Genomic DNA, 13,785 nt, shown 5'->3' with positions numbered 1-13,785 from the left:
CCCGAAACAGCTCCGTCACGAAACCGTTCCCGCCGATCCACCCCCATTAGTCTTTTCGGAGGTGCGGCCCTCCGAAAGGACTCACGAGCCGCGTGCGGCCTACTGTGACCCCCGTGCAACTGTTGATGATTCGCCACGGCCTCCCGCTGCGGTCGGTCGAGAACGCGGACCCACCCCTCGCCGACCTCGGCGTCGAGCAAGCCCTGCGGGTTCCTGCTGCCATCGCCCGGCACAAGATCGTCCGGGTCGTCAGCAGCCCGCAGCAGCGGGCGCGACTCACGGCGGCGCCGACCGCAGAACGGCTCGGCCTCGCGGTCGACATCGTCGACGACCTTGCCGAATACGACCACACGATCGGCGCCTACATCCCGATCGAGGACGCCAAGGTCGAGTTTCGTGAGGCCTACGAACGCATCAAAGCAGGCGAGCTGCCCGAGTTCGTCGACCCCGCGGCGTTCAAGAAACGGGTGATCGACGCGGTCGGCGCTATCGTCGCTGCAGCCGAGCACACCGATACCGTCGTCGCGTTCGCGCACGGCGGCGTGATCAATTCCTACCTGCAGAACGTGCTCGGCAACGCGAAGACGCTGGCCTTCCCGATCGAATACTGCTCGGTCACCCGCATCCTCTTCTCGCGCGACGGGAGGCGCACTGTCTCGGCCGTCAACGAGACGGAGCACGTCTGGGATCTGTTGCCGCGCAATCAGTGACAGCTACAGACCCGGGATTCGCCCGTTTCTGAACAGGTCGACGAAGATCTGATGATCCTGGCGAGCACGCGCGCCGTAGGCATGGGCGAAATCGACGAGCATGTCAGGGAACGCATCCTCGTCGACAGCGATCAAGTCGTCTATCGCCACCTCGGTGGAGAACGGCACCAGCGAATGCCCGCTCGACGACTCGTCGGCGGCGGCGTGCATAGTCGCCGTCGCGCGGCCGAGGCATTCGACGACCGCATGGAGGTCGGCGGACTCGTTGAGGTCGGTCCAGTCGAGATCGCTTGCGTAGGGCGATACTTCGGCGACGAGCTGACCCTGCGCCCGCAGCATGGCGTAGCCGAGCCAGGGATCGCTGTGCGCTTGCAATGCACGTTGCGAGATGACGGTGCGCTGACCTTCGTGTTCGAAGTAGCCGCGGATGTCCGTGTCGGTGACATGTGCCGATACCGCGGGCGTCTGTCCCTGCTTCATGTAGATGACGACGTCGTTTTCGAGTGCGTCGGTCGGACCTTCCAGCAGCAGGTTGTACGACGGCAGTCCGGCGCTGCCGATCCCGATACCGCGCCGACCGACGACGTCCTTGACGCGCAGTGCGCCCGGCCGCGCGCTGTTCGACTCTGGGAGGGTCGGCAGGTGCGCCTCGAAGGCTTCGAGCACGTCGCGACGGGTGTCGTCGTCGAGGAGGAATGACCCGCCGCCGTCACGAAAACGCCGATCGAAATCCTCGATCACGGTTTGGCTGTCCAGCAACGCAACTCGGGTCTGCAAGCGTGCGCTGTGCAAGGTGTCCAAGATCGGGCCCGATGCCGTGTCGAGGGTGAACTCGGCCGCGGCCCCGTCGTGTGCGATCGCCGCGATCTGCTTGCGGTAGGCCTCACCCAGGGTCCGGACGAGCTCGGTGATGGTGTTGTCGGACAACGCTTTGGCGTATCCGATCAGCGCGACGCTGGCCGCGAGCCGCTGCACGTCCCAGGTGAACGCGCCGACGTAGGCCTCGTCGAAGTCGTTGACGTTGAAGACGAGTCGGCCTTCGGCGTTGAGATAGGTGCCGAAATTCTCGGCGTGCAGGTCGCCGTGAATCCAGACTCGACTCGTTCGGTCGTTCAAGAACGGATCACCGTAGGAGTCGTAGGGCGCGGCTGTGAGGTCGGCTAGAACAGTCCTGCGGTCCCGCGATAAAACGCGAACGGCGTCGCCGCCATTTTTCGGAATTTGACGCGAAATGCTGCGGCATCCGCGGCTAGCAACTCGGCGAACGCGGCATCGAATACCCGCAGGATCTGCTCTGCCCGTTCGGGTTCGCGATCGGCGGCGACAAGCTTCTCGGCCATCTTTCGGACGTTACGCATTTCTGGACAAGAGCGAGGTCGTATGGCATTGTTCACAGTGTCCACAAGTTGATCGGAGAGCAGAGGCCACATGACATCGAACGAGCAGATCCTTCACATCAACGACGTCGACCTCTGTGTCGAAACCTTCGGTCGGTCGACCGATCCCGCGATCGTTCTGCTCGGCGGCGCGGGTAGCTGCATGCTCTCCTGGCACGAGGATTTCTGCGAGATGCTGGCGGCGGGCGGACGGTTCGTCGTTCGCTACGACAATCGCGATCATGGCCGCTCGACCCACTACGAGGTCGGCAACCCGACCTACGACATCGGCGATGTCGTCGACGACGTCATCGGTTTGCTCGATGCCCTGCACATCGAACGCGCGCACGTGGTCGGCGTCTCCGGCGGTGGCGCCGTCGCCCAGTTGCTCGCCATCGAGCACGCTGACCGCCTCGCCACAGTCACCCTGTCCTCGACCACCCCCGGCGGCCCAGGCCACGAAGCGCCCGACCTGCCGACGATGTCCGAGGCGCTGCGCGCATCCTTCGAAACCGAACAACCCGAACAGAATTGGTCGAACCGCGACGAGACCGTCGCGAGCCTCGTCGACTTCGAACGAATCTTCGGCGCTCAGTCCGTACCGTTCGACAAGGATGCGGCCCAACAGTTCTGGGAGCGTGTCTACGACCGCTCCGACAGCATCGGCGCCCAGCTGACCAACCCGTTCATGGTCGGTGCAGGCGATCCGTGGCGGGACCGGCTCGCGGACATCACAACCCCGACCCTCGTGCTGCACGGCACCGAAGACCCGATGTTCCCACACGAACACGGCGAGGCTCTGGCGAAGGAGATCCCGGGAGCGCAATTACTCTCGATGGAGGCCGTTGGTCACGAAAACCCGCCACGGCGGGTATGGGACGTGGTCGTGCCTGCGATCCTCGAGCACACCGCACGTCGTTGGAACTGAACCTGCACGAACAAGAGGAGTTCGACGTTTCCATCGATGACGCCAAGACCGACGACAGGCCAGGGCTGGACCGCGCACTCACCGAGGCTTTCGAGCAGGTCGAGATCTCGATGACGGGCGACGTCGCCCTGTTCACAGCCCGCGGTCCGCGTCGGCGACTAGGATCGCCAACACAGCTGTCTTCCTAGGATCCACGCTGCCGAAAGGTGCACTGTGACAGAGCAATACCAGGCCCAACTACTCGACGAATCGATCGCCGAGGACAAGGCCGAGTTGACGCGTCTGCGTGCCAATCCCGACATCACCTTCCTGGATACCTTGGAAACGCAGCGCGCCGGTCTCGCAAAACTGCTCCCCGCAGCCAGTGCGGACATTCTCGAGGAGAACCCCCGCTGGGCGTATTACCCCTGGCGCGCAACGGCCGTCGCGATACTTGGGCCGAAAGGCTTCGAACGTTTGCGACTGGACCGCAACCGCAACAAGATCACGGTGGAAGAGCAGCAGCACTTTCGGACGCTGACGATCGGGGTGATCGGACTCAGCGTCGGTCACGCGATTGCGCACACGTTGGCACTCGAAGGGCTGTGCGGTGAATTGCGACTGACGGATTTCGACGAGATCGAACTGTCGAACCTCAACCGCATACCAGCGACGTTGCTCGACCTCGACCTCAACAAGGCCGTCGTCGTCGCGCGGCGGATCGCTGAACTCGATCCCTACCTTTCCCTCGTCGTCCACACGGCTGGCGCGACACCCGACAACATCGACGAATTCAGCGACGGCCTCGACATCATGGTCGAGGAATGCGACTCGCTCGACATCAAAGTGCTTGCGCGACATGCGGCGTCGAAACGCGGCATACCAATCCTGATGGAGACGTCCGACCGCGGAATACTCGACGTCGAACGCTACGATCTCGATCCCGACCTGCCATATTTCAACGGGCTACTCGGCGACGACGTCGATTTCACCACGTTCGCCGACCTCCCGATGGCCGAGAAGGTGCCGCACGTCTTCCGAATTCTGCCGCCTTCACAGTTGTCGTCGCGCATGGTGGCGTCGGTTTCCGAAGTCGGCAAAACCTTGTCGACGTGGCCACAGTTGGGTAGCGACGTCCAACTGGGCGGTGCGAGCGTCGCCGCTGCGGTGCGACGGATCGGTCGCGGCGAACCCCTTGCATCGGGACGGACGAGCGTCGACCTGCAGACCGCTCTCGATCGAGTCGTCGACCCGCGCATCGGCGACGACCACATTCGCGAAGGTGCTTAACGAGGGCCCAGGTCGATCACACGATCGGCAAGCACCTGCGTTACGTCCTCGACCGGTGTCGGCGGAGCCAACAGACGTCCTTGTGCGCGAGTGCAACCCACACTCAGCAGCGTTTCCAACCCGATCTGCGTTTCGAGGCCCTCCGCGACAACCGACATATCGAACGATTCGGCGAGGTCGACGATGGACGTCACGATCGCTAGATCGTCGGGACTGCGACCCAGCTTCTGAATGAAGCTCCTGTCGATTTTCAGCTGGTCGACTTCGAGTTGCTTCAGATGGGTGAACGAGCTGTAACCAGTGCCGAAATCGTCGATCGCGGTCTTCAGGCCGAGGTGTTTGAGGGCTTCCAACGTGACTCGAGCCCGGTCGAGGTCCTGTACCAGCACATGTTCGGTGATCTCGATGCACAGCGCCTTCGGATCGATCCCGACATCGCTCACGATCGTCGCCACATCATCGACAAAGTTGACGCTGACGAGCTGGACCGGGGAGACGTTGACCCGCATCCCGAAGTCGTCGTCGATGATGCCGGCATCGCGCCAGCGCACCCACTGCTCCGCCGCACGGCGCACGACCCACCGGTTGAGTGCGCCCGCGAGATTCGCTGATTCGGCTGTTCCGACGAACGACTCGGGTAGCAGTAATCCTCGCGATGGGTGCTGCCATCGGACGAGGGCTTCGACACCGAGAATCCGACCGGACCTGAGGTCTACTTCCGGCTGGTAATGCAATGTGAGGGCGTCGTTCTGGATCGCGGACCCAAGATGAAACTCGACGTCGTCGCGCAAAGCGTGCAGCTTGCGCATCTCGTCGGTGAACACAGCAACTTCGTTGCCGCCTGCCGCCTTCGCGGCGAGCATCGCTTGGTCGGCGCGCCTCATGACATCGCTTGCGGTGTCTCCTGCTTCGGCCATGGTTACGCCGATACTGACGGTGCGGCTCACGGGTTCCGCTCCGATGGAGACACGTGCACTGACGAGCTTGCGCAGGCGTTCGGCATGCTTCGACGCAATTTCGAATGACATCGGTTGTGCGGGAACAATTATGAACTCGTCGCCACCGAGTCGCGCGATCATGTCCCGTGGCTCGCTGTGATCTTTCAGGCGTTTCGCGATGACGCGGATGAATCGGTCTCCCGCGTCGTGACCGAGAAAGTCGTTGATGGTCTTGAGTCGATCGACATCGAGGAAAAAGGCGATCAGTCCTGGTTGCCTCGTCTGCAGACGCTCCTCCAGGTGGCCGATGAGGGCTCGACGATTCGACAGATTCGTCAGATCGTCGTGCATCGTCGAGTAGATCAACGATTCCTCGGCCTCTATCCGACTCTTGAGCTGGGTGAGCATCGAGGCAATTGCGTTCATGGCCTCGACCTCGTCGGCGGTGAAAACCATGTCCCCGAACTTGGTGAGCGAGACGAATCCCACGGGCCGGGGTCCGACAACCAGCGGCGTTGCCAAAACAGAAGCACCGGTGAGCGCCGCGACGGCCTCTTCACCCCAGGCGAGTCGAGCCACCTCCCGGACCTGCTCCTGATAACGCTTCGCAGAACCGTCGCCGGGGCGCACGGATACTGTCACAACGGAATGTTCCGCTTGGGCGAAAACTTCGTCTGCGCCCTCGAAATAGACGCACGCCATGGGATCGGGGTCGGGCACGCTTTCACGCACTGGACTTTCGGCAACCATCAGCGACGCGCGAATCGTATGGTCGGTGTATCGCAGACACGTGTGGTCGACGCCGAAGAACTCGCGCAGTTCGTGCAGGATCTCCTGGATCACCGGAATTGCCGTCGTCGCCTGGGAGGCCAAGAGACGCTGGCCGATCGAAATGACAAGCTCGCTGAGTTCCGCCGCCGAGGATCGGTCGGCCATCTGCGCGTTCATCTGCATGGGTCGAGACTTCTTCCATCCGCGAGTGGCCGGGTTCGGCTGTGCGTGGCCATCTATTATCATGCCGTGTCCGAAAGCCTAGCTTCGTATCGCCTTACGCCGCAGACTCTGTTCGTCGTCACAACTCCGACGGAGTCGCCCCAACTCTGGACCGAATACCTTGCCGGAGCCCTGGCGGGATACCGACGATTCGACGTCGAGGCCGCACTGAATCTGGATCAGATCCGTGACGGGACCACATCGATCCGGTTCGCCGCAGCGGTCGACTCGTCCGGCACGGTGGTAGGGGGTGTTCGGTATGCACTCTACGAAAGCGCGGAAACAGCTTCGGCGGTTTTGATGTGGAACGGGTACGAGGGACGCGACGACCTCTACCGACTGGTCAAATCGCGCATCGACGAAGGAATCGTCGAGTCGAAGGCAGCATTCGTGTCACCGGATTCACCGGACAGACGGGAAATCGCACGGGCGATCGGGCGCGCCGGCGCAGTGGTGCCGATGGTGACAACGCAGGCCCGCTGGGCTCTCGGTGTCGCAGGCGACGACCACGCAATCGCTCACTGGCAGAGCGCAGGAAGTATCAAAGAGCCAGCCGATCTCCCGGGCGCTCCCTATCCGGACGCCCGCTATCACGCGACCCCACTGTGGTGGGATCGGACAACCTATCTCGACAATCCGCTGGCCGATCCTGTGCAGCGAGAACTGATTCGAAGCGAAGCAGCCCAGTTGGCGTCGGCGTTCGGTGCGGCCGGTCGAAACCGGTGACATCCGACGGTTGTTGTTAGGCTGCCGTTCACAGGTTGTGACGCAGAGGGGGTCGAGGGGAATTAGTAAAACGCACGGCACGATCGCGGTGATCAAGAACCCGGCCGACTACGCGTGGGCACATGCGTCCTTCACGAGTAAACCTGTGGGAGTCGTAGACCTCGCATCGCGGAAGATAAATGAGTGGGCGATCGCGCTGATCACGATCGAGGAACACTCGTCGGTCGCTCTTCACCCCGCGGATAGCAACCTTTTCGAGGCGGCCTGTGACGAGGTTCGAGAGACTCGCTCGATCACGGCCGCGAAATTGCGGATGCGGCCCTCGGGGATCGGCGCGACGTTTTGGTACGAGTGCGAGACTCGCTTGATCCCCGTGAACGACGGCGTTCGGTGGGGCTTACTCGAGATCACGACACCCTGCGCATCGACCGCTGGGCCGATCGCTAGAGCAGGTACCTAGTACCCGATACTCTGCGCCAGTCGAAGGCGCCGAGGCTACTTCTCTACTCTGTCGAGTGATTCCGCGTGGCGGCTGGCGAAACGTGTAGCGGTCTCGCTGTCGACTGTTATGCGCCCAGCGAGCCATAGGAGATAGTTGCGGTTTTCGGCCGCCGCGGCGTCGCCGCTCGGCTCCTGCTCGGCCACCTCGCTGAGGAACGACCCGAACGCGATCTCACCCAACTCGTGTGGCGTACGTCCGGGGCCGCCGTTCAGCTCGAAGAAGCCGATTGCGTAGTCGGCCACCAACTTGTCGGCGAACCGGACGAACGCTGCGTAGGACTGTTCCAACTGGGGAAGCAGCGAGCCGTGGACCCGACTCTGTTCGGCAAGACTCTGGCCGAGGCGTCGCTTGAGCTCCCGAACTTCCGCGACATCGCGACCGGGCGTACTCCGGCTGTCCGATGCGAACGGGGTCTGGCCGACCAAAGGCCGACCCGCCCCTTCCAGCGGGACCGGATCGCCACCCGACCAGGCATGTACAGCGCTGCCCGGTGTCCACCGAAGTCCCTTGTCGAGCTTCTGGAAGATCTGCGCTGATGGCGGCTCGAGACACGTACCCGATTCGTACTTCCTCAGGGTGGGCCCGCTCGGCCCGCCCGCCTGCTGCACATCGATCTGGCGGCGTAATCCTCTGCGCGCCTTGAGTATTGAAGCGAATCGCTGCGCGAGCGCGACGGCAGGATCCGGATCCATGCTGGTCAGCATACGCATCGCCGTCCTATCGACCGTCGATGCGACCAGCAGATTTACGTTCATACCGCTATTTTCGCTCATTTTCGTTCAGTTGCGTTGTGTTTTCGTTTTTCGTGCGATACGTTAGCTCGGCAGGCGCACCTGAGACGGTTTGCTCGCGACGGCGAACCGTCCACCCGGTGAAGGAGGGGATCACCGGGCGGACTGTTCGTGATCCGGGCATGCGGTCGTAACGGAGTGCCCCAATTCGGTTCTGTGGCAGCCCATCTCGCGCATACCGACGCGAATGCATGCACCCAGATCGATGCAGCAGGCAAAGGGGAGGCCGGTTCGCCGAATGGAGAACATCGACCGTGCGGAATTCGCGCGGCTACGCGAAGAGAATGCGGCACTCAAACACAAACTCGCCCGGAGCGAGGCCGTTCAGGCAATCTTGGCGGAAGCGCTAGAACTGTTCGACGGGATCGCCGTTGGCTCGCCGCCCGGGGAATCCGAGATCCCGGTGCTGCGGTTCGACGCGACGGATTACGCGACCTGGTTGAAACTCGACAAGCTGAACTGAACGCACTCACTCCACCTTGCTGCGAGCGCGTATGAAGGTCGCGATCTCGCGGGCGGTCACCTCGGGCTGATCCTCCGATACGCAGGTGTAGGTGTCCTCGATTTCGACGAGGGTCGCGTCGGCGAAGATCTCGGTCCACCGCTGGGCGTGAGCGAAGGGGAAGTACGGAAGCTTCCGCGGCCAGAGCAGCAGCACCGGCTTTGCAAAACCTTGCAACGTCTCGGCTGCCGCGATGGTGTCGCGATAGTCGATCGTGCGCAGGAACTTGCCGAGGTCACGACGCACACCTCGGTCGGAGACCAACGGACGGACCCACTCTCGTGTGATCTCGGCCGGTATCGGATACTTCACCAGCCATCGCAGCGCGAGTCGCTGCACCGCACTCAGACGCATCGGCTGCGCGCCGACCGTCAGCAGCCCGGGTACTCGGGCCGCGTACTGCAGAGCACGAATCGATCGCGGAAGGAAGTTGTCGAACGAGTCCGACGGCGTCAGCACAACGCGACAGACGCGGTCGCTGCCTCGAGCGATGGCCAACTGCACGACGGCGCCGCCGGTGTCGTTGCCGACCAGGGTCACGTCGTGCAGGTCGAGAGCGTCGATGAATTCGAGGACGAGCGCTGCGACGCCGTGCGGACTGATGTCCGCGTCGGGATTCATAGCGATCGTGTGTCCGCCGAGCGGCCAGTCCGGAGTGATACACCGGAAGTTGGCGCTCAGCGGTCCGACGACTTTTCGCCACAGGCTGCCCGCGACGAAGACTCCGTGCACGAAGACGATCGGTGGACCCTCTCCGGTGTCGCTGTAGCGGATCCGGCCTGCTGACAGTTCGATCTCCGGCATATGACTTCTCCCTGTCGTTGGGTTTCGCCGACTCGTAGTCGGTGAACATTCACTGGTCTCCGAGTATGGTGTCGACCTATGAGTGACGTCAAGCCCAATCGGCGCGAAATGTACGCAGCGCTGACGAAAGCGGCCGTCCTCGACGCGGCGAAGTCCCTCTTCGTCGACAAAGGCTTCACCGCAACCTCGGTCGAAGACATCGCCAAACTTGCTCACGCCAGCAAAGGCGCGGTCTATCACCACTTCAGCGACAAGCAGGCGATCTTCGCCGAGGTGTTCAGAACGTCGCAGAACGTCGTTCTGGGTAAGTCGCTCGAATCGATGACCGCCTCCGGGACACCCTGGGAGCAGATAGAGATCGGCACACGCGCGTTCCTGCGCGAATGCGTCGCCGACCATGAGGCGCTTGCTCTGTTGCGCCAGGTGATGGAAGTGCTCGGCTGGGATCGGGTTCGGGCGATCGACGAGGAGGTCGCAATGCCGTTCCTTCGTGCGACGCTTGCCGCACTCGTCGAGCAGGGCGAGATCCGTCCGGTCCCACTGGAAGCGGCCGCCGAGCTGCTGTTCAGTGTCTATTGCAACGCAATTCTCTACATGGCAGCGGCGACCGATCCCGAGCGTGCCACCACCGAGATGGAGACCGTCATCTTCGTGATGCTCGATGGATTCAAGAACACCCCTACGGGCGGTTGATCCACACAATTCGGACCGGGTACCGGTGATGACACGCGCGAGCAGGTTTTTCGCGCAAGGATTGTCGGGTGATCATCGACTGCGCGTTGTACCGCGACGGCCGACGCCAGCATCGGGACAAAATGGCTCTCAGCGACGCCGCTCAACGATGTACCGAGGGCGGCTTCGTCTGGCTCGGTCTGTTCGAGCCCGACAAGAACGAACTCGCCGAGGTGGCATCAGCCTTCGGACTCCATGAGCTCGCTGTCGAGGACGCGCAGACCTTCCACCTTCGACCCAAAGTCGAAGAGTACGAGGAAGGTTTTCATCTCGTCATCCTGCGGACGGCGCGCTACGACCCCGCGAAGTCGGAAGTCGAGTTCGGTGAGATCAGCGTGTTCATCGGCCACAACTTCGTCATCACCGTTCGCCAAGGTGCGGCTAGCGAATTGCACGGTGCCCGCGAGCGCCTCGAATCGCGGCCGAAATTGCTCAGCCTCGGCACGCAATCGGTGTTGTGGGCGATCCTCGATCAGGTCATCGACAGCTACACCCCCGTGGTCGCCGAACTGGAGAAAGACATCGACGAGGTCGAAGCGCTCGTCTTCTCCGGTGCCGTCGCACCGACCGAACGGATCTACTTCCTTCGCCGTGAAGTCAGCGATTTCTGGCGGGCGGTACACCCGTTGCTTTCCGCGACGACGATCCTCGAACGCGGCCGCTGGGCCGAGGAACTGACGCCGTACTTTCGCGACGTTCGGGATCACCTGCACCTGGTCACGAGGAGGTCACGGCGCAACGTGAACTCCTCGCGACGATCCTCGAGGCGAACATGGCCGTGATCTCCGTCGAGCAGACCAAGGTCAGCGTGCGGCAAAGCGCGTTTATGGAGCAGTTGACGATCATGTCGACCGTCTTCCTACCGCTGACGTTCGTGACCGGCTTCTTCGGCCAAAATTTCGACTGGCTCGTCGGAAACGTCGCCAGCGCGACAGCATTCGTCGTCTTCGGTCTCGGTGGTCTCGCAATCCCGTGCGTCGGGCTCTACACGTGGTTCCGAATGCGGATGGTCAGACGACGTGCGGCGCTACCGGTGGCTCAGCACGTTCACGACCCTGCGGTCCGGATCGCGAACGAAGAACCTGCGGACGCCCCACGGTTCGTCGGTCAGCGGATGCACGATTTGTAGACCGAACGTGACGGCAGCGTCGTAGGCAAGGTTCACGTCGTCGACCTCGACGGAGATCTCGGGCGATACCGCTGCGGAAGCATCCTCGGTGATCAGGTTCAGCTGAGCGGTCGGGTGGGTCGGACTTGCCAGCGTCGCAACCCACTCGAGGTCCATGACTACCTCGAGACCGAGGACCGAGACGTAGAACGCCTTGGCTGCGCCGGCGTCACGGGTCGGCAGGTTCGGAACTATCCGACGGACGTTGCCCTGTGCTGAAGTCATGTCCCGAGTGTGCCGCGCGTTGGGGCCGCCAGGCTTGGACGAATGAGCGCTCGCCTACTCCGGCGCCTGATGCCTGCCGCCGCTGCCGGAAGCCGGGACCGGCGGACCGCCGAACTGGTCGACCGTGAACGGCGTCGAATCTGGTGCCGACGAAGGTGCCGCCGGAGCGGAACCCCGACCGAGCACTCGTACGATCAGCGCGCCGAGCACCAGACCGAGAACGAACGCGCCGACGATCCAGACCCACATCTGCCCGAACAGATACATCATGACGCTGCCCTCCTAGAGAACTGTGACTTCGACGCGACGGTTTGCCGCCTGGCCCGCGGACGTGTCGTTCGGCGCGACGGGCCTACTCGTTCCGTAGCCGACGGCATCGATCCGTTCGGGTGCTATCCCGAGTCGGATGAGCTCGTTTCGCACCGCGCCGGCCCGCTGATCACTGAGTGCCTGAGCATTCGGATCCGGGCCCGGGGTATCTGCAATATGGCCTGCGACCTGCACACGAACCTCCGGCACCGCCCGCAACACGTCCGCGACCTGTGCAATCGTCGCCGTGCCTACCGCGGTCAATCGATTGGAGTCGGGCTGGAACGTGATCGGCGCCGCGGCCAGCGAACCGTTGATCTGCTGCTGCACTGCCGCCTTGTCGGGCCCGGCGGTGCGGGCGGCGGCGCTAACGGCGTGGCCGGTTCGGTGGTGGAAGTACTCGGCACATCGGTGGTCGAACCGCTGGTTGTGGGCGTGGCGGTCGAAGCTGCGTCATCGGCGTCCACCGCAACCGTTCTGACGCCGTCGATACCTCCCACGACCGTTTCCGCGGTCTGCACCTGGTCGGATGCCACTCCCCTGACCGTCGCGTCTCGACCGTCGAATGTCACGTCGGCATCGGCGAGACCGGCGTCCGCAAGCGCCGCTTCGCTTCGCGATCCGAGGTCGTCCTGCACCGACTCGCGGCCGACGAAAACCGCAAACGCAGCAAGTAACAAGGGCACGACGACCGCTGCGGCAATGAGGGCCAGCCACGGGAATCGGTCACGAACCGTCCTTGCACCGGGTTCGGTCCTATCGAACGAGGTGTCGGACATTTCGCTCCAAAGCTCTATCGGGGCCACCGCCCGATAGGGCGACTCGGTGTCGATGCTTGCACTCCGCAACGCCGGACGGCCATTCGAACCGCAATACCTACTACAACCGTTATCTGCCCGATTCCGGACGGTGTCACACCTTTTCGTTCTCCGACAGCGGTCGCAGGCCCATCGGGTTCCCGGTCATAAACCCGCCGCCTGCCGCGATGGCCTGCACAAACGGCGCCACGAGGTCGACTAGCCGATCCGTGTCGACCGGACCGAGCGCGTCCCACGGCGCCAGCGATCCGCGGTCGGTGCGCTCCTCCACCCAGCGACGAAGCTCACTACCCGAAGAGGTCAGGGTGGCGTCGTCGGCAAGCAAGCCGCGCCCGCGCAATCGCTCCGCCGCGGCCGCCCACTCCTCCTCGGACCAGGCACGCGAGGTACGCAGCCGATCAGGTTCGACGTTCCCTTCCGCAGCAAACATGACGAGTGTTTCGCACGGATCGAGCTCCGCGGTGACGAGCGCGGCGATGTGCGCGTCGCCGCGGGATTCGCGCAGCAGCGTCTGGGCCTGCCACAGCGCAAGGTGTGGTTCCCCGGGCGTGGCAAGCGCGGCGTTGGCAGCGGCCAACGGTCGGCCTGCCGTCTGAGCCGCCGCGCTGGCCCGTCCCGCCAATTCGGCTGCTTCGGCCATTTCGGAAGACTCGATCACCTCGTCGCCGAGAAACCGTCGCAATGCGCCGTCCACACCGCGCAGACGCGCCTCGACGAACTGCTCCGCCGTCGCGATCTGCCACACGTCGGGAACCGCACGCGCAGCGCGCGACGGGTGGAAGTTGTAGAAGGTTGCCGTGACGACCTCGGGTGCGACGGGTCCGAGCGGCGCAGACCGAAAGCCGAAATAGCCCATCCACCAGCCCTTGCAGCCGAGCGCATCGGACGCGGCTTTCGATTCGGGTGCGAAGTAGGTCACGGCATGAAACGGCTCCAGCGCCCGCCACATCTTTCTGGCGAGCGCTGGACCGGACACATCATCGCGCGGAGACAT

17 protein-coding genes and 1 pseudogene are annotated in these 13,785 nt (G+C 63.3%); 8 read left to right on the top strand and 10 right to left on the bottom strand.

Annotated features, from left to right (window positions below):
* The first annotated feature begins 113 nt into the window (after window positions 1–113).
* Complete coding sequence (locus ACHIRB_RS04915; protein ID WP_395117580.1) at window positions 114–710, top strand: histidine phosphatase family protein; 597 nt, start codon at window positions 114–116, stop codon at window positions 708–710.
* A gap of 3 nt (window positions 711–713) precedes the next feature.
* On the opposite strand, the gene ACHIRB_RS04910 is transcribed toward ACHIRB_RS04915, so the two are convergent.
* Together ACHIRB_RS04910 and ACHIRB_RS04905 are read right to left on the bottom strand one after the other, a co-directional pair.
* Entirely contained in the window at window positions 714–1,826 is a 1,113-nt protein-coding gene (locus ACHIRB_RS04910; protein ID WP_395126641.1) for a DUF2252 domain-containing protein, read from the bottom strand.
* A 44-nt stretch (window positions 1,827–1,870) separates the two neighbouring features.
* On the bottom strand, window positions 1,871–2,050 hold the full coding sequence (locus ACHIRB_RS04905; RefSeq protein WP_395117574.1) for a DUF2252 family protein: 180 nt from the start codon (window positions 2,048–2,050) through the stop codon (window positions 1,871–1,873).
* An 88-nt stretch (window positions 2,051–2,138) separates the two neighbouring features.
* Between ACHIRB_RS04905 and ACHIRB_RS04900 the strand changes: the two genes are divergently transcribed.
* Genes ACHIRB_RS04900 through ACHIRB_RS04890 form a run of 3 tightly spaced genes read left to right on the top strand, consistent with a single transcriptional unit; the run spans window position 2,139 to window position 4,283 of the window.
* On the top strand, window positions 2,139–3,014 hold the full coding sequence (locus tag ACHIRB_RS04900; RefSeq protein WP_395117572.1) for an alpha/beta fold hydrolase: 876 nt from the start codon (window positions 2,139–2,141) through the stop codon (window positions 3,012–3,014).
* Window positions 3,005–3,202 carry a hypothetical protein gene (locus tag ACHIRB_RS04895; protein ID WP_395126642.1) on the top strand — a complete coding sequence of 66 codons (198 nt, stop codon included), beginning with the start codon at window positions 3,005–3,007 and terminating at the stop codon, window positions 3,200–3,202. The genes ACHIRB_RS04900 and ACHIRB_RS04895 overlap by 10 nt, the downstream gene beginning before the upstream one ends.
* A 25-nt stretch (window positions 3,203–3,227) precedes the next feature.
* Window positions 3,228–4,283, top strand: a complete 1,056-nt coding sequence (locus tag ACHIRB_RS04890; protein WP_395117570.1) for an Rv1355c family protein — start codon at window positions 3,228–3,230, stop codon at window positions 4,281–4,283.
* On the opposite strand, the gene ACHIRB_RS04885 is transcribed toward ACHIRB_RS04890, so the two are convergent.
* Complete coding sequence (locus ACHIRB_RS04885) at window positions 4,280–6,175, bottom strand: putative bifunctional diguanylate cyclase/phosphodiesterase (protein WP_395126643.1); 1,896 nt, start codon at window positions 6,173–6,175, stop codon at window positions 4,280–4,282. The two genes, ACHIRB_RS04890 and ACHIRB_RS04885, sit on opposite strands and share 4 nt — an antisense overlap.
* Window positions 6,176–6,241: 66 nt before the next feature.
* Here ACHIRB_RS04885 and ACHIRB_RS04880 point away from each other — a divergent pair, with 66 nt between their 5' ends.
* Window positions 6,242–6,940, top strand: a complete 699-nt coding sequence (locus tag ACHIRB_RS04880) for a hypothetical protein (RefSeq protein ID WP_395117566.1) — start codon at window positions 6,242–6,244, stop codon at window positions 6,938–6,940.
* A gap of 495 nt (window positions 6,941–7,435) precedes the next feature.
* On the opposite strand, the gene ACHIRB_RS04875 is transcribed toward ACHIRB_RS04880, so the two are convergent.
* The gene (locus tag ACHIRB_RS04875) at window positions 7,436–8,197 is read right to left on the bottom strand and encodes a hypothetical protein (RefSeq protein WP_395125144.1); all 762 of its coding nucleotides are present in this window, start codon (window positions 8,195–8,197) and stop codon (window positions 7,436–7,438) included.
* A gap of 274 nt (window positions 8,198–8,471) precedes the next feature.
* Between ACHIRB_RS04875 and ACHIRB_RS04870 the strand changes: the two genes are divergently transcribed.
* A complete protein-coding gene (locus tag ACHIRB_RS04870) occupies window positions 8,472–8,696 on the top strand; it encodes a hypothetical protein (RefSeq protein ID WP_395117562.1) in 225 nt (74 codons plus the stop codon).
* A 6-nt stretch (window positions 8,697–8,702) separates the two neighbouring features.
* On the opposite strand, the gene ACHIRB_RS04865 is transcribed toward ACHIRB_RS04870, so the two are convergent.
* Complete coding sequence (locus tag ACHIRB_RS04865) at window positions 8,703–9,539, bottom strand: alpha/beta fold hydrolase (RefSeq protein WP_395125145.1); 837 nt, start codon at window positions 9,537–9,539, stop codon at window positions 8,703–8,705.
* Window positions 9,540–9,617: 78 nt separating this feature from the next.
* Here ACHIRB_RS04865 and ACHIRB_RS04860 point away from each other — a divergent pair, with 78 nt between their 5' ends.
* Together ACHIRB_RS04860 and ACHIRB_RS31235 are read left to right on the top strand one after the other, a co-directional pair.
* Window positions 9,618–10,232, top strand: a complete 615-nt coding sequence (locus ACHIRB_RS04860) for a TetR/AcrR family transcriptional regulator (RefSeq protein WP_395125146.1) — start codon at window positions 9,618–9,620, stop codon at window positions 10,230–10,232.
* A 122-nt stretch (window positions 10,233–10,354) separates the two neighbouring features.
* Window positions 10,355–11,400, top strand: a pseudogene (locus tag ACHIRB_RS31235) (magnesium and cobalt transport protein CorA).
* Here the strand turns inward: ACHIRB_RS31235 and ACHIRB_RS04845 are convergent.
* From ACHIRB_RS04845 to ACHIRB_RS04825, 5 genes are all read right to left on the bottom strand, one after another.
* A complete protein-coding gene (locus ACHIRB_RS04845) occupies window positions 11,299–11,664 on the bottom strand; it encodes a VOC family protein (RefSeq protein WP_395125149.1) in 366 nt (121 codons plus the stop codon). The pseudogene ACHIRB_RS31235 and the gene ACHIRB_RS04845 overlap by 102 nt on opposite strands.
* Before the next feature lie 54 nt (window positions 11,665–11,718).
* Window positions 11,719–11,934, bottom strand: a complete 216-nt coding sequence (locus tag ACHIRB_RS04840; RefSeq protein ID WP_395117554.1) for a hypothetical protein — start codon at window positions 11,932–11,934, stop codon at window positions 11,719–11,721.
* A 12-nt stretch (window positions 11,935–11,946) separates the two neighbouring features.
* The gene (locus ACHIRB_RS04835; protein ID WP_395117552.1) at window positions 11,947–12,237 is read right to left on the bottom strand and encodes an OmpA family protein; all 291 of its coding nucleotides are present in this window, start codon (window positions 12,235–12,237) and stop codon (window positions 11,947–11,949) included.
* Complete coding sequence (locus tag ACHIRB_RS04830; protein ID WP_395117550.1) at window positions 12,234–12,752, bottom strand: hypothetical protein; 519 nt, start codon at window positions 12,750–12,752, stop codon at window positions 12,234–12,236. Before ACHIRB_RS04830 ends, ACHIRB_RS04835 begins: the two co-directional genes overlap by 4 nt.
* Before the next feature lie 133 nt (window positions 12,753–12,885).
* Window positions 12,886–13,785, bottom strand: a complete 900-nt coding sequence (locus ACHIRB_RS04825; RefSeq protein ID WP_395117548.1) for an SCO6745 family protein — start codon at window positions 13,783–13,785, stop codon at window positions 12,886–12,888.

Source organism: Antrihabitans spumae (assembly GCF_043944905.1).
Lineage (GTDB): Bacteria > Actinomycetota > Actinomycetes > Mycobacteriales > Mycobacteriaceae > Antrihabitans > Antrihabitans spumae.
This window is presented reverse-complemented; position numbering and strand designations above follow the sequence as displayed.